We start from the raw sequence: 17,828 nt of genomic DNA on the forward strand, positions 1-17,828 counted from the left end.
CGCGCCTGTGCGGCCCCCTGCCCGGGACCCACCCTGCCATGCCCCTTCGCCGCCGCCTTCTCGTCGCGTTTGCCGCCGGCATCGCCGGCCTCCTCGCGCCGGCCGCCGCGTCCCCCGCGCAGGCCGCGCCGGAGGTCGAGGTGTCCGCTCCATGGACCCGCGCCGCTTCCCAGGGGGGGACGGGCGCCGGCTTCATGGCGCTGCGCAACCGCGGCGCGGCGGCCGACCGCATCATCGCGGCGAGCAGCCCGGCGGCCCGCGTCGTCGAGCTGCACACCCACATCCGCGAGGGCGACGTGATGCGCATGCGCCCGGTGCCGGCGATCGAGCTGCCGCCCGGCGAGGAGGTGCGGCTCGCGCCCGGCGGCCTGCATCTCATGCTGATCGGACTGAACCGGCCGCTGCGTCAGGGAGAGCGCGTGCCGGTCACGCTGACCCTGGAGCGCGGGGGCAGCCTGACGGTCGAGCTCGAGGTGATGGCGGCCGGAGCACGCGGGCCGGCCGCCGCCATGCCCGGCGGCGCCCCGCACGGGCATTGACGGCGCGGCGCGGCGTCCGCGAGGGTGGAGGCATCGGACGAGGCGAGGCACGACCCATGCTCCGTTCCCTCCTGCCGCTCGCGGCGCTGCCGCTGCTTGCGGGCGCCGCCGCGCCCGGCGCCCCTCCGGATCGGCCCGGGGCCACGGAGGCGGCGCGGCCGCCGCGCCTCGCGCAGCAATCCGAGCCGCCACGCAGCCCGGCGCCGCAGACGCCGATGCCGCGCCCGACGCGGTGCAGCCCGGCTCCGGCGCCGCCGACGAGTTGAGCGCCGCCGCGGCGAGACGCGCGGGCGCCGCGCGGCGGCGCCTGTCGCCGAACTCGCCGGCGGGGCGGCACGCCGAGGCGGACCGGAGCGGAGACGGCGGGCCGGAACAGCGGTTCCGGCCTGCGCACCGTCTGGGGTGGGCGGTGTTCGCCGCGGCGCTCCTCGCCGCCGCCGCTCCGGCGCGGGCGCAGGACATGCGGATCGCGCCGCCGGGCGTGCTCCGGCCGGGCGTTGGCGCCGAGGACCCGCGCCGGCCGGTCGGCGAGCGCGGCGCCGCGCCGTGGCGCGCCCTGGGCCGGGTGCAGACCGGGATCGGCCGCCGCTGCACCGGCGCGCTGATCGGCCCGCGCCTGGTGCTCACCGCCGCGCACTGCCTGATGAACCGCGGGCGCACCGGGATGGTGCGGCCCGGTTCGGTGCATTTCCTGCTCGGCTATCACCTCGGCGCCTGGACCGCGCATGCGCAGGTCGGCGCCTACGCGATCGGCCCCGGCTTCGCGCCCGATCCGGTCCGGCCCGGCCCGGCGGGCGCCGACTGGGCGCTGCTCGTCCTGGAGCGGGAGGTCGCGCCCGCGGGACACGCGCTGGCCCTGCTCGGCGATCCGCCCCCGCCGGGCGCGCCGCTGATGCTCGCCGGCTACCAGCAGGACCGGCCGGAGGTGCTGCTCGCCGCCACCGGGTGCCATGCCCTCGGCATCGAGCGCGGCCCCGGCGGCCACGCCCTGCTCGTGCATGATTGTGCCGCGACCCGCGGCACGAGCGGCGCGCCGCTCCTGGCGCGCGGGCCGGACGGGCAATGGGCCGTGGCCGGCGTCGCCGTCGCGGTGGCGGCCGACGGCGCGCGCGGCCACGCCGTTCCGGCCGGGGCGATCGGACCGTTGCCGCCCCCCTGAGCGGAGCCGGTGCGTGCGGCCGGTCGCGATCCGCTCTACCGGCTCGGGTAGGTGCGGGGGTAGGTGACCTGATCGGGCGGCCCCGGCGGGCGCACCGGGCCGACCCGGCCGCAGGCGGCGAGCAGCGCCGCCGCCGCCAGCAGCAGCATCGCCGCGCGCGCCGCCGCGCCCCTCATGCCAGCCGCTCCTTCCATTCCGCCGCCATGCGGGCGACGTTCGCCGGCGCCGTGCCGCCGTAGGAGGTGCGCGAGGCGACCGAGGCCGCGACCGTCAGCACGGAGAACACGTCGTCGGTGATGCGCGGCTCCACGCTCCGCATCTCGGCGAGCGAGAGGCCGGCGAGGTCGCAGCCCTTCGCCTCCGCCATCGCCACCAGCCGGCCGGTGACGTGATGGGCGTCGCGGAACGGCATGCGGAGCGCGCGCACCAGCCAGTCGGCGAGGTCCGTCGCGGTCGAGAACCCGGCGCCCGCGGCCTGCGCGAGCCGCGCCGCGTCCGGGCGCATGTCGCGCACCATGCCCTCGACGGCGGCGAGGCAGAGGGCGAGGTTCTCCGCGGCGTCGAACACGCCCTCCTTGTCCTCCTGGAGGTCCTTGAAATAGGCGAGGGCGAGGCCCTTCAGCACGGTCAGCAGCCCGACCAGGGCGCCGGTGATGCGCCCGGTCTTGCCGCGCACCAGCTCCGCCGCGTCCGGGTTGCGCTTCTGCGGCATGATCGAGGAGCCGGTGGTGAAGGCGTCGGAGAGCCGGACGAAGCCGAAATAGGGGTTGGTCCAGAGCACCACCTCCTCGGCGAAGCGCGAGAGGTGGGTCGCGCACATGGCGCAGGCGAAGAGGAACTCGGCGGCGAAGTCGCGCGCGGCGACGGCGTCGAGGCTGTTGCGCATCGGCCCGCCGGCGAAGCCGAGGGCGGCCGCCGTCATGTGGCGGTCTATCGGGAAGCTGGTGCCGGCGAGCGCCGCGGCGCCGAGCGGGCACTCGTCGAGCCGCGCGCGGCAGTCGCGGAAGCGCCCGCGGTCGCGCGCGAGCATCTCGACATAGGCGAGCAGGTGGTGGCCGAGCGTCACCGGCTGCGCGGGCTGCAGGTGCGTGAAGCCCGGCATCACGGTCGCCGCGTGCTCCTCCGCCCGGGCGACGAGGGCGCGCATCACCGCCTCGACCTGGCCGGCGAGGCCGTCAATGGCGTCGCGCACCCAGAGGCGCAGGTCGAGGGCGACCTGGTCGTTGCGGCTGCGCGCGGTGTGCAGGCGCTTGCCGGCCTCGCCGATCGCCTCGGTGAGCCGCGCCTCGATGTTCATGTGGACGTCCTCGAGGCCCTCGTCCCAGGGGAAGTCCCCGGCCTCGATGCCGCGCGCGATGTCCTCGAGGCCCCGCCGGATCGCCGCCTCGTCCTCGGCGGAGAGGATGCCCACATGGCGCAGCATGGCGGCGTGTGCGAGGCTGCCGCGGATGTCCTGGCGCCAGAGCTTGCGGTCGAAGCCGATCGAGGCGTTGATCGCGCGCATGATGGCCGAGGGGCCCTCGGCGAAGCGGCCGCCCCATTGCGGGTTGGCGAGGCTCTCGCCGCGTCCTGGGGTCGCGTCCGGGCTGGTCACGTGGGGAGGTGCTTTCCGTGCTGCTGCGTCGTCGTCGTGGTCCGACCCGCCGAGCGGTGATCTCGGCCCTGGCCCTGGCGGCCGGCGGCGGGACCCTAGCGGTCGCGCTCCCAGCGCGGCAAGGCCGCGGCGCCGAGGCGCCGGAGGGCCTCGGCAGGCTGCGCGAGACCGAGCCGCCGCGCCCGCTGCCCGAAGGGTTCGGCTTCCTGGACGAGGAGGGCGCGCCGCAGACCCTGGCGCGCTTCGCCGGGCAGGGCGTGCTGCTGAACTTCTGGGCGACCTGGTGCGCGCCCTGCGTGGCCGAGATGCCGGCGCTCGACCGACTGGCGGAGACGCTGGCGGGGGAGGGGTTCGTCGTGCTCGCGCTGTCCTCCGACCGGGGCGGGAGGGCGCAAGTGGAGGCGTTCTACCGCCGCCTCGGGATCCGCCGGCTCGGCATCTGGCTCGATCCGCGCGGCGCGGCGGCGCGGCTCGCGGGGGTGCGCGGCGTGCCGACGACCATCCTGGTGGACCGCGCGGGGATGGAGCGCGCCCGGCTGGAGGGGGCGGCGGCATGGGACGCGCCGGAATTCGTCGCGGCGGTGCGGCGGCTGACCGGCATCGGCGCGGAGCCGGCCGGCCGTGCGGGCGGGGATGCCGAAGGGCATGGCGGCCGTCGCGCGGCGGACCGGCGCGCCGGCGGGGGCGTGAGCCGGGCATGACGACGCTGACCATCGCGCCCCGCTTCTGCGGCCCGCCGGGCACGGGGAACGGCGGCTATGTCGCCGGGCGCCTCGCCGCGGCGCTGGAGGATGCGGCGGGCGACGCCGCGGTGGAGGTGACGCTGCGGCGGCCGGTGCCGCTCGCGCCGCGGGCGCTGCGCGTCGTCGCGGGGGAGGAGCCCGGCACGGCGCGGCTGCTGGACGAGGCGGCGACCTGCCTGGCCGAGGCGCGTCTCGTGCCGGGGGCGTCGCTCGCCCCGCCGCCCCTGCCCCGGCCGCCGCCGCGCGAGGCCGCGGAAGCGGCGGCGCGGCGCTTCGTCGGCTTCCGCCGGCACGGCGTGAGCGGCTGCTTCGTCTGCGGCCCCTCGCGCGCCGTCGGGGACGGGCTGCGCATCTTCGCCGGCGCGCTCGATGCGGCGGCGGCGGCGGAGGGGCGGATCGTCGCCGCGCCCTGGGTGCCCGACGGCTCGATCGCCGGGGCGGAGGGCGCCTGGGTGCGGCCGGAATTCGTCTGGGCGGCGCTCGATTGCCCCGGCGCCTTCGCGGTGATGCCGCAGGGGGAGGGGGCCGAACGGTCGGCCGGTATGCTGCTCGGGCGCATCACCGCGCGGCGCATGGGCGCGGTGCGCATCGGCGAGCCCTGCGTCGTGCTGGGCTGGCCGATCGCGGGCGAGGCGGGAGCGGGCGGCCGCCGGCGCTTCGCGGGGACGGCGGTGTTCGGCGCCGATGGCGGGCTGCGCGCCCTCGCCCGCGCGGTGTGGTTCCTGCCGGCGCCGGCCGCGGCGTGAGGCGGCGCGGCGGGGCGCGCATCGCACCGGCGCCGCGCGGCCAGGACGGCGGCAGGCCTGCCCGTCCGCCGGGCATGGCGCCCGCGCCGCGGGCACTCCCCGGCGCGCCGGCGCGCTGCGGCGCGAACTTGCCCCTTGCGCGGGCGGGGGCGCGTTTGCTCCGTTGGGCGGCATGAACGAGACCCCGACGCATCGCGCCGACCGCGGCGGCCCCGCGCAGCCGCTCCTGCTGGTCCGCGACCTCCGCAGGCACTTCCCGATCCGCGGCGGCCTCTTCGGCGGGCAGGTGGCGACCGTGCGGGCGGTGGACGGCGTCTCCTTCGCCGTGCGCAAGGGCGAGACGCTCGGCATCGTCGGCGAGTCCGGCTGCGGCAAGTCCACCACGGCGCGCCTGCTGATGCGGCTGCTCGACCCGGACGCGGGCACGATGGTGTTCGATGGCGAGGCGGTCGGCGCGACCGGCGCGGGCGGCATGCCGCTGAAGGAGTACCGCCGCCAGGTGCAGATGGTGTTCCAGGACAGCTACGCCTCGCTCAATCCGCGCCTCCCGATCGAGGACACCATCGCCTTCGCCCCGCGCGTGCACGGCGTCCCCGCGCGCGAGGCGCGCGAGCGCGCGCACGAGCTGCTGGCCGCGGTGGGGCTGGAGCCGGCGCAGTTCGCGCGGCGCTACCCGCACGAGCTTTCCGGCGGGCAGCGGCAGCGGGTCAACATCGCGCGCGCGCTGGCGCTGCATCCCCGGCTGGTGCTGCTGGACGAGCCGGTCTCCGCCCTCGACAAGAGCGTCGAGGCGCAGGTGCTGAACCTGCTGATGGACCTCAAGGAACGGTTCGGGCTGACCTACGTGTTCATCAGCCACGACCTCAACGTGGTGCAGTACGTCTCCGACCGCGTGCTGGTGATGTATCTGGGCCAGGTGGCGGAGCAGGGACCGGTCGAGGCGATCTACGAGCGGCCGGCGCATCCCTACAGCCAGGCGCTGCTCGCCTCGCGGCCCTCGATGGACCCGGCGCGGCGGCGGACCGAGCCGCCGCTGACCGGCGATCCGCCGAACCCGGTCAACCCGCCCTCCGGCTGCCGCTTCCGCACGCGCTGCCCCTTCGCCGAGCCGGTCTGCGCGGAGCGGGCGCCGGCCTTCGCCGATCTCGGCGGCGGGCACGAGGCGGCGTGCCACATGGCGCTGCCGGGCAGCGGCCATTCCCGGGCCGGGAGGCTCGCGGCGTGAGCGGCGCGGCGGCGACGGCGGAGGCCGCGCGGCCTGCGGCGAACGGCGCGCCGCTGGTGCGGGTGCGCGACCTCACGGTGCGCTTCGTCTCGCGCGAGGCGACCGTGTACGCGGTGAACGGGGTGGACCTCGACCTCGCCGCCGGCGAGGTGCTGTGCATCCTGGGCGAATCCGGCTCCGGCAAGTCGGTCAGCCTGCGCGCGCTGATGCGCCTGCTGCCCCGCGCCGCCCGCGTCGGCGGCAGCGTCGAGGTCGCCGGCGAGGACGTGCTGGCGATGGACGAGCGCCGGCTCGCGGATTTCCGCGGCGGCGTGGTCTCGATGATCTTCCAGGAGCCGATGACCGCGCTCGACCCGGTCTTCACCATCGGCCGGCAGATCGCCGAGACGGTGCGGCGCCACGAGGGGGTCTCGCGCGCCGCGGCCGAGGCGCGCGCGCTCGAGCTGCTGGAGCTGGTGCAGATCCCCTCGGCCCGGCGGCGGCTCTCCGCCTATCCGCACGAGCTCTCGGGCGGGCTGCGGCAGCGGGCGATGATCGCGGTGGCGCTCGCCTGCCGGCCGCGGCTGCTGCTCGCGGACGAGCCGACCACGGCGCTCGACGCCACGGTGCAGATCCAGATCCTGCTGCTGCTGCGACGGCTGCAGGAGGAGCTGGGGATGGGCGTGGTCTTCGTCACCCACGACCTCGGCGTGGCGGGCGAGATCGCCGACCGGGTGGCGGTGATGTACGCCGGGCGGGTGGTGGAGGAGGGGCCGGTCGGGGCGCTGATGGCGGCGCCGCTGCACCCCTACGCCAGGGGCCTGCTCGGCGCGACCGTGCATGCCGGGCTGCGCGGCACGCGCCTGACCACCATCCCCGGCGCGCCGCCCTCGCTGGAGCGCCTGCCGGCGGGCTGCGCCTTCGCGCCGCGCTGCGCCGAGGCGGAGGCGGCGTGCCTCGCCGCCGTTCCGGCGCCGCGCCGTCCGGCGCCGGGGCGCATGGCGCGGTGCATCCGCGTCGCCGACGGCGCCCCGGCGGAGCCCGTGCCGGCGGCGCGCACGGGGTGACGCGCGCCGCGCCGCGCGCTAGCCTCCGCGCGGTTCCGCGGGAGTGATCGCATGCCGGAGACGAGGCGAGGGGCGGCGCACCACGCGCCGCGCCCAGGAGGCAAGCTGCTGGCCGACGCGCTGGTCGCGCAGGGCGTGACCCATGCCTTCTGCGTGCCGGGCGAGAGCTACCTCGACCTGCTCGACGGGCTCTACGCGGTGCGCAACCGCATCACCCTCGTCACCTGCCGCTTCGAGGCGGGCGCGGTGCACATGGCCGAGGCGTACGGCAAGCTGACCGGCCGGCCGGGGGTGGCGATCGTGACGCGCGGGCCGGGGGCGTGCCACGCCAGCATCGGGGTGCATGTCGCGTACCAGGACTCGACGCCGCTGGTGCTGATCGTCGGCCAGATCCCCTTCGGGGAGACGGACCGCGAGTCCTTCCAGGAGGTGGACTACCGCCGGATGTTCGCCCCGCTCGCCAAGTGGGTGACGCAGATCGACGACGCGGCGCGCATTCCGGAACTGATGGCCCACGCCTTCGACGTGGCGGTGAGCGGCCGGCCGGGGCCCGTCGTCGTCGCGATCTCCGAGGAGATGCAGAAGGAGATGGCGAGCGTGCCGGACATCGGCCCCGCGCCGGTGCTGCCGCCGCACCCGGCGCCGGAGGCGATGCCGCGGCTGATGGCGATGCTCGCGAAGGCGCAGCGGCCGCTCGCCGTGCTCGGCGGCTCGCGCTGGACGGCGGAGGGGCGCGCCGCCATCCGCGAATTCCTCGTCGCCAACGACCTGCCGGTGGCGGTGAGCTTCCGCCGGCAGGGGCTGTTCCCGGGCGCGCATCCGAACTTCGTCGGCGACCTCGGCGTCGGCGCCGATCCCGGCCTGGTGGCGCGGGCGAAGGAGGCGGACCTGATCCTCGCCATCGGCACCCGCCTCGGCGAGCCGGTGAGCCAGGGCTACACGCTGCTCGACATGGCGGGCCACGGCACGCCGATCGTCCATGTCTATCCCGAGCAGGGCGAGATCGGGCGCGTCTATCGCCCGGCGCTCGGCATCGTCTCCGACCTCAACGCCTTCGCGCGGCTGGCCGCGGAAACGCCGCCGGTGAGGCACCCGGCGTGGTCGGGCTGGACGAAGGAGGCGCGCGCGGCGCGGCTCGAGCAGGCGAAGGCGCCGGACTACGCGGGCCCGTTGAACCTCGCCGTGGCGCTGCAGGCGCTGGAGAAGGTGCTGCCGTCGGACACCATCTTCACCACCGACGCCGGCAACTTCGCCACCTGGCCGACGCGCTTCATGCACCTGGCGGAGGGCCAGGACTTCCTCGGCCCGACCAACGGCGCGATGGGCTACGGCGTGCCGGCGGCGATCGGGGCGAAGATCGTCCATCCCGAGCGCACGGTGGTCTGCTTCGTCGGCGACGGCGGCTTCCTGATGACGGGCCAGGAGATCGCGACCGCCTTCCACCACGCCGTCGCGCCGATCATCCTGGTGTTCAACAACCAGATGTACGGCACCATCCGCATGCACCAGGAGCGCAGCTATCCGGGCCGCGTCTCCGGCACGGCGCTGACCAACCCCGACTTCGCCAAGTTCATCGAGAGCTTCGGCGGCCACGGCGAGACGGTGGAGCGCACCGAGGACCTCGTGCCGGCCTTCCGGCGCGCGGTCGAGAGCGGCCGGCCGGCGGTGATCGAGCTGGTGATGAACCCCGAGCAGATCACCAACCGCGCCACCATCGCCGATCTGCGCGAGCAGGCGCGCAGGGCCGCGGAGACGGCGGCGAAGCCCCCGGCGGGGGCGGCCGCCGCGACGGCGGCGCATGGCGGCACGCCGGGGCCGGCGCCGCGCCGCATCGGGCCGCGCAACCGCTGACGCGCCACCCCGCTGCGGGACCGTCGGCCGTCAGCGGAAGCCGTTGAAGACGGCGAACAAGACGCCGTCACCGGCGCTGAAGGCGGCGTCGGAAGCGTACAGCATCGGGTTGTCCGATTGCAGCGTGGCGTGCCAGTCGAAGACGTGGAACGACTTGTCTCGCATCCAGATGCCGGTCGCGGTGTGCGCCGTCGTCGTCCCCTGCCGGTCGTGGCTGTCGGCGCGCGCGACGAGGGCGAGGCTCGAGCCGGGCTTGGCGGTGCGCAGCGCCTTGTTGATCGCCGCCGCGGTCGTGGCAGCGATGCCGGTGCAGACCAGACGGGCCTGTTCGTCGGTGGTGTTGAGGCTGAAGAGGGTGCCGGTCTCCTTCTGGACCTCGTTGAAGAACCGCCCGCCCTCGACGGGTCTGCCGCCTTGCGCCATCAGCGAGGCGCCGTAGCTCGCACCGAGGAGGGTGGCGGCGTTCTGGGCGATGAAGCCGAGGTTCCGCAGGCCTCCCGCCCAGCCGAAGCGGCCCGCGATGCGCCCGAGTGCGCTGTCGATCACCTCGCGGCAACCCGGATCCGCCGCGACCGCGGCGACCACCGCCGCCGCCGTTCCACGCCCCAAGGCCATCCGTCGCCTCCCGGTTTTCGGGTTCGGCTGCTTGGCAAGCGGCCGGTTTGCACGCCAGTACAGACCTTTTCGTTCTTAGGCTAGATGATTGCCAAGCGGGACGCAATTCACTCGCGTTTCCGTGAGGGGAGCCGGCAGCCGCGCGTCCGAAAAGGCGAACGTCGTATGCGCCAGGGCGAATCACAGCCGCGGCGCCGGTCAGCCCTCCAGCGGGATGCCCGTCAGCGCCACCAGCTCCTCCCAGCGCCGCACCTGCGCACGCTGGAAGGCGGCGAAGGTGGGCGGGGCCGCCGCTCACGCCGCTTCCAGCCGCTCCTGCAGCTCCAGCCACTCGGCTTCCAGCGCCTCCACTTCCCTGGCGATGGCGGCGCGGCGGGTGCCAGCCCAGGCGATGTCCTCGGGCTTGAAGCGGGCGTAGGTGGCGGGGTCGCCGAGCCTGGATTCGATCAGCGCCGCCTCGCGGCCCAGCCGCTCCAGCAGCGCCTCGATCTCCTTGACGCGGGCGCGCAGCGGCGCCTGCGCGGCGCGGGTCTCGGCGCGGTCGCGCCGCGCATCGGCGCGGGTCGGCGCGGCGTCGGGCTTCGTGCCGTTGCCGTTCGCGGCCGCGCGCGCGCGCTCGGCGAGCAGCGCGCGGTACTCGTCGAGGTCGCCGTCGAACGGCCGCACCGTGCCGTCGGCGACGAGCCAGAGCCGGTCGGCCACCAGCTCGACCAGGTGCGGGTCGTGGGTGATGAGCAGCACCGCGCCGCGGAACTCGGCCAGTGCCTTGACCAGCGCCTCGCGCGCGTCGAGGTCGAGGTGGTTGGTCGGCTCGTCGAGGATCAGGAGCTGCGGCGCCTCGCGCGTGCAGAGCGCGAGCAGGAGGCGCGCCTTCTCGCCGCCGGAGAGCGACGCCACCTCCGTCTCCGCGCGGTCCGCGTCCAGCCCGAAGCGGGCGAGCTGGGCGCGGCAGGCGGTCTCGGTCGCGCGCGGCAGGGCGGCCCGCATGTGGGAGAGCGGCGTGCCGCGCGGGTCGAGCTCCTCGGTCTGGTGCTGCGCGAAGTAGCCGACCCTGAGCCGCGGGGCGCGGCGCAGCTCGCCGGCCATGGGATCGAGGCGGCCGGCGAGCAGCTTCGCCAGGGTGGACTTGCCGTTGCCGTTCGCGCCGAGCAGCGCGACGCGGTCCTCCTGGTCGAGCCACAGGTCGAGGTCGCGCAGCACCGCGCGCCCGTCGTAGCCGACCGCGGCGCGCGACAGGGCGAGGATTGGCGGCGGCAGGTCGGCCGGCTCGGGGAAGTCGAAGCGGACCGGGGCGTCCTCCACCACCGCCTCGATCGGCGGCAGGCGCTCCAGCGCCTTCAGCCGGCTCTGCGCCTGGCGCGCCTTGGTGGCCTTGGCGCGGAAGCGGTCCACGAAGGCCTGGATGCGGGCGCGCTCGGCGGCGACGCGCTCGTTCTGCGCCCGCTGCTGCGCCAGGCGCTCGGCGCGGACGCGCGCGAAATTCCCGAAGCCGCCCGGGTAGAGCGCGATGCGGCCGCGGTCGAGATGCGCGATCGCGTCCGGCACGCGCTCCAGCAGGCCGCGGTCGTGGCTGACCAGGATCACCGCGCCGGGGAAGCGCGCGAGCCAGCCCTCCAGCCACAGCGCCGCCTCGAGGTCGAGGTGGTTGGTCGGCTCGTCGAGCAGCAGCAGGTCGGGTTCGAGGAACAGCGCGCGGGCGAGCGCCACGCGCATCCGCCAGCCGCCGGAGAACCCGCCGACGGGGCGCGCCTGCGCCGCGGCGTCGAAGCCGAGGCCGGCGAGGATGGCGGCGGCGCGGGCGGGCGCGCTGTCGGCGCGGATGGCGATCAGGCGGTCGTGGATCTCGGCGAGGCGGGCCGGCTCCGGCTGCCGCTCCGCCTCGGCGAGGAGCGCCGCGCGCTCCTCGTCCGCCGCGAGCACGGTCTCGAGGAGGCTCGCCGTTCCCGCCGGCGCCTCCTGCGCCACGTGGCCGAGGCGCGCGCGGGCGGCGAGGCGGATCTCGCCGCCGTCGGGCTGGACCTCGCCGGTGATGGCGCGGAGCAGGGTGGACTTGCCGGCGCCGTTGCGCCCGACCAGGCCGATCTTGCGGCCGGGGTCCACGGCGAGGTCGGCGCCCTCGAGCAGGGGCCGGCCGGCGATGCGGATGGTCAGGTCGCGGATGGCGAGGACGGTCATCGGGCCGCCTCATAGGGCCTCGGCCCGCCGCGGCGAAGGGGTGCGCGCGGGGCGCCGGAGGGCTTGCGTCCCACCCCGTCCGCCCCTATCCGGCCCGCGCCTGTCCGTGTCGCGACCGCGAAGAAGGAATCTCCCGATGGCCGCCGTCGAGCGCACCCTCTCCATCATCAAGCCGGACGCCACCCGCCGGAACCTCACCGGCCGGATCAACGCGAAGTTCGAGGAGCAGGGGCTGCGCATCGTCGCGCAGAAGCGCATCCGCCTGACGCGCGAGCAGGCCGAGGCGTTCTACGCCGTGCACCGGGAGCGCCCGTTCTTCGGCGGCCTCGTCGCCTTCATGACCTCGGGCCCCGTCGTGGTGCAGGTGCTGGAGGGCGAGGACGCGGTGGCGCGGAACCGCGAGATCATGGGCGCCACCGACCCGGCCAAGGCCGCGCCGGGCACGATCCGCAAGGAGTTCGCGGAGAACATCGAGGCGAACTCCGTGCACGGCTCCGACAGCGCGGAGAACGCCGCGCGCGAGATCGCCTTCTTCTTCTCGGAGATCGAGATCGTCGGCTAGAGCCGTTTTCGCTCGGCCGCGCTCGCTGCAGCGGCTCTCGCTCGCCGTTTGCCGGGCCGCCGCGCGCTCGCGGCTGTCCCGGCCGTCCGCGTTCTGCTCGGGCGGGGCCGCGGCGGCGCGGCCCTGCGGCGCCCGCCTCAGGCGACGAAGATCACGAGCAGCGCCAGCACCGTCGCCGTGGCGACGATCGACCAGGTCACGAACCGGCAGAAGCGGTTCCAGGTCTCCTGCCGCTCGGCCAGCAGCTCGGCGTCGCTCATCGGCGGGGCGTCGGCGGTGGTCGTCGTGTGGTGCGGGTCGGCGGCCATGGGCTCCTCGGTCGGTCCTCGCGCGGATCGTCCGCGTCGCTTCTAGGGAGTGGCGCCTACTCCGGCAAGGGGTTGGCGAGGGCGGCGGCGGGCGCGCCGCCGGCGCCGGCGATCACGGCGCGCGATCCCTCCACCCGCACGCGGCCCGCGGCGAGCCAGGCCAGCGCGGCGGGATAGATGCGGTGCTCCTGCGCCAGCACGCGCGCGGCGAGCGTCTCCGGCGTGTCGTCGGCGAGCACCGGCACGGCGGCCTGGGCGAGGATCGGGCCGGCGTCCACCTCGGCGCGCACCAGGTGCACCGTGCAGCCGTGCAGCCGGACCCCGGCGGCGAGCGCGCGTGCGTGGGTGTCGAGGCCGGGGAAGGCCGGCAGCAGCGAGGGATGGATGTTCACCAGCCGGTCCTGCCAGCGCGCCACGAACCAGGGCGTCAGCACGCGCAGGAAGCCGGCGAGCGCGACCAGCTCGATGCCGTGGCGGGCGAGCGCGGCGTCGAGCGCGCGCTCGAACGCCTCGCGGTCGCCGCGGAAGAGGCGGCTTTCGACCACCGCGGCCGGGACGCCGGCGGCCTCCGCGTGGGCGAGCCCGGCGGCGTCGGCGCGGTTGGAGAGCACGAGCGCGATCTCCGCCGGATAGGCCGGGTCGCGCGCCGCCGCGAGCAGCGCCCGCATGTTGGAGCCGCGGCCGGAGATCAGCACCGCCACCCGGCGGCGAGGCGCGGCCGGCATCACGCGGCGCCGGCGCCGCGGGGCCAGGTCCCGGCCAGGTTGTCGACGCGCAGCGCCGCCGGGCCGGGGGCGGCGGCGAGGCGGCCGATGGCGAAGACGCGCTCGCCCGCGGCCTCGAGGACGCGCACGGCCTCGGCGCGGTCGGGCTCGGCGACGACCAGTGCCATGCCGATGCCGCAGTTGAAGACGCGCAGCATCTCGTCGGGGGCGATGTCGCCCGCCTCGGCGAGCCAGGCGAAGACCGGCGGCACGGGCCAGGCGGCGGCGTCGAGCCTCGCCTCGATGCCGGCGGGGAGCACGCGCGGCAGGTTGCCCGGCAGGCCGCCGCCGGTGATGTGCGCGGCCGCCTTGAGCAGGCCGCGGCGGTGCAGGGCGAGCACCGCCCGCACGTAGATCCGCGTCGGCGCGAGCAGGGCCTCGGCGAGCGTCGCGCCCCCGGCGAAGGGCGCGGGGGCGTCGAGGCCGATCCCGGCCCGCGCCACCACCTGCCGCACCAGCGAGAAGCCGTTGGCGTGCACGCCGGAGGAGGCGAGGCCGAGCACCGCGTCGCCGGGCGCGAGGTCGCGCCGCGGCAGCAGCCGCTCGCGCTCCGCCGCGCCCACGGCGAAGCCGGCGAGGTCGTAGTCCTCGGCCGCGTACATGCCCGGCATCTCCGCCGTCTCGCCGCCGACCAGGGCGCAGCCGGCCTGGCGGCAACCCTCGGCGATGCCGGCGATCACCGCGCGCGCCTGGGGGACGCGCAGCCGGCCGGTGGCGAAGTAGTCGAGGAAGAACAGCGGCTCCGCGCCCTGCACGACGATGTCGTTGACGCACATGGCGACCAGGTCGACGCCGACCGTGTCGTGCCGGCCGGCCTCGATGGCGAGGCGCAGCTTGGTCCCGACCCCGTCGGTCGAGGAGACGAGGATCGGGTCGCGCAGGCCCGCCGCGCGCAGGTCGAACAGCGCGCCGAAACCGCCGAGCCCGCCCATCGTTCCCGGCCGGTCGGTGCTGCGCGCCAGCGGCCCGATCGCCTCCACCAGCGCCTCGCCCGCTGCGATATCCACGCCGGCGTCCCGGTAGGTCAGGCTGGTCATGACGGCCTCCGATCGGCTATGGGCAAGGTGTGTCGCGGCGCGGCGCGGAAGGAAAGGGAGGCGATGCGGGAACTGGCCCGGATCCCGGTGCGGTGGCGGGTTTGGGAGCGGCGCGGAAATCACCACGCGCGCCTCGGCCGCGCAAGCGCGGCGACGGCGGTCGCGGCGCTGCTCTGCTGGGCGGCGGCGGTGCCCGGCGCGCGGCCGCTGCGGGCGCAGGACCCGGCGCCGGGCGGCGAGGCGGCGGTGGCGCCGCGCACGGCGAACCCCTATGTCCAGCGCGGCGTTCCGGCGGAGGCGACCGCCGCCGACGGCGTGGTGGCGCGCGAGCGTGCGCTCGCCGCCGGGCGGCGCGCCGCGTGGGAGCGCCTGGCCGCGGAGATCGGCGCGCCGCGCAACCTTTCGGACGCGCAGATCGAGGGACTCGTGGACTCGATCATCATCGAGGAGGAACGGACGACGCCGACCCGCTACAGCGGGCGCCTCACGGTCAACTTCAACCCCGGCCGCGTCCGCGCGCAGACCGGCGTCGGGCCGGTGACGGGCAACGCCGTCGGCGGCGGCTTCGGCGGCACGGCGGCGGCGGATCCGGGGGCGATGCGGCGGGCCCTCGGGCCGGCCGTTGCGACGGTGGACGCGGTCGCGCGCTTCGAATCGCTCGGCGAATGGCTGGAGCTGCGCCGCAGGCTGATGGCGGCGCCCGAGGTGGCGCGCCTCGACATCGTCGCGATCTCGGTGGACGGGGCGCGCCTGCGGCTCGGCCTGCGCGCCGTGCCGGTGGCGGCGGCCGAGGGGCTGCTGCACGGCGCCGGCGTGGCGCTCGCCCCGGGCGCGGGGCCGACGGGCGCGGGCTGGCAGGTCGGCCTTGCCCGAGGGTATTGAGCCCGCGGCCGCCGCCCCTGCCACGGCGCGCGGCGTGACCGCGGAGGCTGGACTGTTCACGCTTCCCAACGCGATCACCCTGGCGCGCATCTGCGCCGTGCCCGCGGCGGTCTGGCTGATGCTGCAGGAGCGGCTGGACCTCGCCTTCTGGCTGTTCGTCGGCGCCGGCGTGTCGGACGCGGTGGACGGCTGGCTCGCGCGGGTGCGCAACGCGCGCAGCGCGCTCGGCGCGGTGCTCGACCCGGTGGCGGACAAGGTGCTGCTGGTCTCGGTCTACGTTACCCTCGCCGCGGTCCACGTGCTGCCGAGCTGGCTCGCGATCCTGGTGGTGTTCCGCGACCTGCTGATCGTCGGCGGCGTGCTCGTGCTCGCCGTCATCGGCGCGCCGCCGCGGATCCGGCCGCTGCTGATCTCGAAGGTAAACACGGCGCTGCAGATCGCGCTGGCGGCGCTGGCGCTGCTGGTCGGCGGGTATGCGCTCGACCTCGGCGGGCTGCTCGCGGCCATGGTCTGGCTGGTGGCGGCGAGCACCCTGGCGTCGGGCGCCGCCTACGTGTTCGCCGTCGCCTCCCGCGGCGAGGTCGGCGTGCGGTGAGCCGCATGGTCGCGCCGCCGCCATCGCCGCCGTCTCCCCCGCGGCCGGAGGCGGCGGACCGCAAGGCCGGGCCGCCGCCGCCCCCCGCCGGGCAGGCGGCGCCGGCGCGGGGCGGCGCGCGCTGGCCGCCGGCGCCGCCTGCCGGCGGCGGGCCGCGCACCGCCACGCCACGCCAGCGCCTCGGGCTGGTGCTCGGGCTGCTCGGCGCGCTGCTCTTCGGGGTCTGGCTGTTCCAGAGTATCCTCACGCCCTTCGTGCTCGCCGGAGTGATCGCCTACTTCCTCGACCCGCCGGCGACCCGGCTGGCGCGGCTCGGCGTGCCGCGCGGGCTGGCGGCGCTGCTGCTGGTGCTCGCCCTGGTGCTGTTCGCGCTGCTCTGCTTGCTGCTGCTCTGGCCCCTCGTGATCGCGCAGATCGGCGTGCTGGTGGCCAGCCTGCCGGCCTACATCGCCCGCGTCGGTGCCGCGCTGCGCGATGCGCTGCTGCGGATCGAGGAGGCCGTGGGGCCGGCCTACATGGACACGCAGCTCCGCGAGCTCGCCGTCAACCAGGTCGGCGCGATGCTCGCCTGGCTCGGCACCGCGGCGACGCGGCTGCTCGGCGGCGGCGTCGCGCTCTTCAACGTGTTCACGCTGGTGGTGGTGACGCCGATCGTCGCCTTCTACCTGTTGCGCGACTGGCCGCGGATCCTGGCGCGGATCGAGAGCTGGCTGCCGCGCCGCTCGGCCAACACGATCCGCCAGCTCGCGCGGGACACCGACCGGGTGCTGTCCGCCTGGCTGCGCGGGCAGCTGCTCTGCTGCACCGGGCTCGGCGTCTATTACGCGGTCGGGCTGTCCCTGGCGGGGCTCGAGCTCGGGCTGATGGTCGGGCTGCTCTCGGGCATCCTGACCTTCATTCCTTACGTCGGCTCGACCACCGGCCTCGTGCTCGCGACGCTGCTCTCGATCGGCCAGTTCGGCACCTGGCAGGAGGTGGCGGTCGTGGTGGCGGTGTTCGTCGCGGGGCAGATCGTGGAAGGCTACATCATCTATCCCTATCTGCTCGGCGACCGGGTGGAGCTGCACGCGGTGTGGGTGATCTTCGCGCTGTTCGCGGGGGGCGTGGCCTTCGGGTTCCTGGGCGTGCTGCTGGCGGTTCCGATGGCCGCCACGATCGGCGTGGTGGCGCGCTACTGGCTGCGCCGCTACCTCGAGAGCCCGCTCTACCTCGACCCGCCGCGCACCGGGACATGAACGGCGGCGGCCAGGGCGGGCGGCCCCGGCAACTGGCCCTCGCGCTGCCGGTGGCGGCGTCCTTCGCGCCCGAGGACGTGCTGCAGGACGAATCGAACGCCGCGGCGCTCGCCTGGCTCGGCCGCGTGGCGGAATGGCCCGAAGGACGGCTCGCGATCTGGGGGCCGCCCGGGGTGGGCAAGACGCACATGCTGCGCGGCCTCGCCGCCGCGCGCGGCTGGCGCGTGCTGCAGGGACCGGCGCTGCGCGGGCTGCCGGAGCCGGGGCCGGCGGCGCTCGACGACGCCGACTGCGCGGCGGAGGAACGGGCGCTGCTGCACCTCATCAACCTGTGCGCGGAGCGGGGCGATCCGCTGCTGGTCGCCGGCCGCGCCCCGCCGGCGCGCTGGCCGGTGGCGCTGCCCGACCTCGCCAGCCGGCTGCGCGCGACCCATGCGGTGGCGATCGGGCGGCCGGGCGAGGCCCTGCTCGCGGCGCTGCTCGCCAAGCACTTCGCCGACCGCCAGCTTCGTGTCGCGCCGGAGGTGCAGGCCTGGCTGCTCGCCCGCCTGCCGCGGGAGGGCGCGGCGCTGGCCGAGGCGGCAGCCCGGCTCGACCGCGCCGCGCTGGCGGCGGGCGGCGCCGTGACGCGGGCGCTGGCCCGCGAGGCGCTGCGCGACCTCTGCGGCTTCGCGGCCGACGAGGACGGGGGTTGCGCGGCGGCAACGTCGCCGGATTCCGCGGCGACGCGCGCCCCGCTGTAGTAGGCTTTG

General features: G+C 76.4%; 19 protein-coding genes. 12 read left to right on the forward strand and 7 right to left on the reverse strand.

Going from position 1 to position 17,828, the window contains the following annotated elements; genetic code table 11:
* Positions 1–140 precede the first annotated feature (140 nt).
* Positions 141–539 (forward strand): copper chaperone PCu(A)C, encoded by a 399-nt coding sequence (locus IEX99_RS05595; protein WP_229677829.1) that lies wholly within the window; start codon positions 141–143, stop codon positions 537–539.
* Between the two features lie 409 nt (positions 540–948).
* Positions 949–1,698, forward strand: a complete 750-nt coding sequence (locus IEX99_RS05600) for a trypsin-like serine peptidase (RefSeq protein ID WP_188899041.1) — start codon at positions 949–951, stop codon at positions 1,696–1,698.
* Between the two features lie 35 nt (positions 1,699–1,733).
* Here the strand turns inward: IEX99_RS05600 and IEX99_RS05605 are convergent, their stop codons facing one another.
* Both IEX99_RS05605 and argH read right to left on the reverse strand, forming a co-directional pair.
* Complete coding sequence (locus IEX99_RS05605; RefSeq protein ID WP_188899385.1) at positions 1,734–1,874, reverse strand: hypothetical protein; 141 nt, start codon at positions 1,872–1,874, stop codon at positions 1,734–1,736.
* Entirely contained in the window at positions 1,871–3,292 is a 1,422-nt protein-coding gene (gene argH / locus IEX99_RS05610) for an argininosuccinate lyase (RefSeq protein WP_188899042.1), read from the reverse strand. Before argH ends, IEX99_RS05605 begins: the two co-directional genes overlap by 4 nt.
* Positions 3,293–3,348: 56 nt before the next feature.
* Here argH and IEX99_RS05615 point away from each other — a divergent pair, with 56 nt between their 5' ends.
* From IEX99_RS05615 to IEX99_RS05635, 5 genes are all read left to right on the forward strand, one after another.
* Entirely contained in the window at positions 3,349–3,993 is a 645-nt protein-coding gene (locus tag IEX99_RS05615) for a TlpA disulfide reductase family protein (RefSeq protein ID WP_229677830.1), read from the forward strand.
* A complete protein-coding gene (locus tag IEX99_RS05620; protein ID WP_188899043.1) occupies positions 3,990–4,781 on the forward strand; it encodes a hypothetical protein in 792 nt (263 codons plus the stop codon). The genes IEX99_RS05615 and IEX99_RS05620 overlap by 4 nt, the downstream gene beginning before the upstream one ends.
* A gap of 172 nt (positions 4,782–4,953) precedes the next feature.
* Complete coding sequence (locus IEX99_RS05625; protein ID WP_188899044.1) at positions 4,954–6,006, forward strand: ABC transporter ATP-binding protein; 1,053 nt, start codon at positions 4,954–4,956, stop codon at positions 6,004–6,006.
* Positions 6,003–7,052: an ABC transporter ATP-binding protein gene (locus IEX99_RS05630; RefSeq protein WP_188899045.1), complete on the forward strand. Its 1,050-nt coding sequence runs from the start codon at positions 6,003–6,005 to the stop codon at positions 7,050–7,052. Before IEX99_RS05625 ends, IEX99_RS05630 begins: the two co-directional genes overlap by 4 nt.
* Before the next feature lie 51 nt (positions 7,053–7,103).
* Positions 7,104–8,903 carry a thiamine pyrophosphate-binding protein gene (locus IEX99_RS05635; RefSeq protein WP_188899046.1) on the forward strand — a complete coding sequence of 600 codons (1,800 nt, stop codon included), beginning with the start codon at positions 7,104–7,106 and terminating at the stop codon, positions 8,901–8,903.
* A gap of 30 nt (positions 8,904–8,933) precedes the next feature.
* Here the strand turns inward: IEX99_RS05635 and IEX99_RS05640 are convergent, their stop codons facing one another.
* Positions 8,934–9,518 carry a hypothetical protein gene (locus IEX99_RS05640; protein WP_188899047.1) on the reverse strand — a complete coding sequence of 195 codons (585 nt, stop codon included), beginning with the start codon at positions 9,516–9,518 and terminating at the stop codon, positions 8,934–8,936.
* A gap of 294 nt (positions 9,519–9,812) precedes the next feature.
* On the reverse strand, positions 9,813–11,693 hold the full coding sequence (locus tag IEX99_RS05645; protein ID WP_188899048.1) for an ABC-F family ATP-binding cassette domain-containing protein: 1,881 nt from the start codon (positions 11,691–11,693) through the stop codon (positions 9,813–9,815).
* 136 nt (positions 11,694–11,829) lie between these two features.
* Between IEX99_RS05645 and ndk the strand changes: the two genes are divergently transcribed.
* A complete protein-coding gene (gene ndk / locus IEX99_RS05650) occupies positions 11,830–12,255 on the forward strand; it encodes a nucleoside-diphosphate kinase (RefSeq protein WP_188899049.1) in 426 nt (141 codons plus the stop codon).
* A 137-nt stretch (positions 12,256–12,392) separates the two neighbouring features.
* Here ndk and IEX99_RS05655 read toward each other — a convergent pair whose 3' ends face one another.
* Genes IEX99_RS05655 through purM form a run of 3 tightly spaced genes read right to left on the reverse strand, consistent with a single transcriptional unit; the run spans position 12,393 to position 14,364 of the window.
* On the reverse strand, positions 12,393–12,563 hold the full coding sequence (locus tag IEX99_RS05655) for an aa3-type cytochrome c oxidase subunit IV (RefSeq protein WP_229677831.1): 171 nt from the start codon (positions 12,561–12,563) through the stop codon (positions 12,393–12,395).
* A 56-nt stretch (positions 12,564–12,619) separates the two neighbouring features.
* The gene (purN, locus tag IEX99_RS05660; RefSeq protein WP_188899050.1) at positions 12,620–13,288 is read right to left on the reverse strand and encodes a phosphoribosylglycinamide formyltransferase; all 669 of its coding nucleotides are present in this window, start codon (positions 13,286–13,288) and stop codon (positions 12,620–12,622) included.
* Entirely contained in the window at positions 13,288–14,364 is a 1,077-nt protein-coding gene (gene purM / locus IEX99_RS05665; RefSeq protein WP_188899051.1) for a phosphoribosylformylglycinamidine cyclo-ligase, read from the reverse strand. The genes purN and purM overlap by 1 nt, the downstream gene beginning before the upstream one ends.
* 63 nt (positions 14,365–14,427) lie before the next feature.
* Between purM and IEX99_RS05670 the strand changes: the two genes are divergently transcribed.
* Genes IEX99_RS05670 through IEX99_RS05685 form a run of 4 tightly spaced genes read left to right on the forward strand, consistent with a single transcriptional unit; the run spans position 14,428 to position 17,819 of the window.
* Positions 14,428–15,246: a hypothetical protein gene (locus IEX99_RS05670; protein ID WP_188899052.1), complete on the forward strand. Its 819-nt coding sequence runs from the start codon at positions 14,428–14,430 to the stop codon at positions 15,244–15,246.
* 34 nt (positions 15,247–15,280) lie between these two features.
* Entirely contained in the window at positions 15,281–15,841 is a 561-nt protein-coding gene (locus tag IEX99_RS05675; protein ID WP_229677832.1) for a CDP-alcohol phosphatidyltransferase family protein, read from the forward strand.
* Between the two features lie 5 nt (positions 15,842–15,846).
* A complete protein-coding gene (locus tag IEX99_RS05680) occupies positions 15,847–17,076 on the forward strand; it encodes an AI-2E family transporter (protein WP_229677860.1) in 1,230 nt (409 codons plus the stop codon).
* Positions 17,073–17,819: a P-loop NTPase family protein gene (locus IEX99_RS05685; RefSeq protein ID WP_188899053.1), complete on the forward strand. Its 747-nt coding sequence runs from the start codon at positions 17,073–17,075 to the stop codon at positions 17,817–17,819. The genes IEX99_RS05680 and IEX99_RS05685 overlap by 4 nt, the downstream gene beginning before the upstream one ends.
* Positions 17,820–17,828: the final 9 nt, after the last annotated feature.

The sequence above is a fragment of the Caldovatus sediminis genome (assembly GCF_014644455.1).
GTDB lineage: Bacteria > Pseudomonadota > Alphaproteobacteria > Acetobacterales > Acetobacteraceae > Caldovatus > Caldovatus sediminis.

Coding starts and splice junctions, on each gene's coding strand:
- IEX99_RS05605 (WP_188899385.1), bottom strand. CDS start 1,874: ATGAGGGGCGCGGCGGCGCGCGCGGCGATGCTGCTGCTGGCGGCGGCG.
- IEX99_RS05685 (WP_188899053.1), top strand. CDS start 17,073: ATGAACGGCGGCGGCCAGGGCGGGCGGCCCCGGCAACTGGCCCTCGCG.
- IEX99_RS05655 (WP_229677831.1), bottom strand. CDS start 12,563: ATGGCCGCCGACCCGCACCACACGACGACCACCGCCGACGCCCCGCCG.
- IEX99_RS05680 (WP_229677860.1), top strand. CDS start 15,847: ATGGTCGCGCCGCCGCCATCGCCGCCGTCTCCCCCGCGGCCGGAGGCG.
- purM (WP_188899051.1), bottom strand. CDS start 14,364: ATGACCAGCCTGACCTACCGGGACGCCGGCGTGGATATCGCAGCGGGC.
- IEX99_RS05645 (WP_188899048.1), bottom strand. CDS start 11,693: ATGACCGTCCTCGCCATCCGCGACCTGACCATCCGCATCGCCGGCCGG.
- IEX99_RS05620 (WP_188899043.1), top strand. CDS start 3,990: ATGACGACGCTGACCATCGCGCCCCGCTTCTGCGGCCCGCCGGGCACG.
- ndk (WP_188899049.1), top strand. CDS start 11,830: ATGGCCGCCGTCGAGCGCACCCTCTCCATCATCAAGCCGGACGCCACC.
- IEX99_RS05625 (WP_188899044.1), top strand. CDS start 4,954: ATGAACGAGACCCCGACGCATCGCGCCGACCGCGGCGGCCCCGCGCAG.
- IEX99_RS05670 (WP_188899052.1), top strand. CDS start 14,428: ATGCGGGAACTGGCCCGGATCCCGGTGCGGTGGCGGGTTTGGGAGCGG.
- IEX99_RS05640 (WP_188899047.1), bottom strand. CDS start 9,518: ATGGCCTTGGGGCGTGGAACGGCGGCGGCGGTGGTCGCCGCGGTCGCG.
- purN (WP_188899050.1), bottom strand. CDS start 13,288: ATGCCGGCCGCGCCTCGCCGCCGGGTGGCGGTGCTGATCTCCGGCCGC.
- IEX99_RS05635 (WP_188899046.1), top strand. CDS start 7,104: ATGCCGGAGACGAGGCGAGGGGCGGCGCACCACGCGCCGCGCCCAGGA.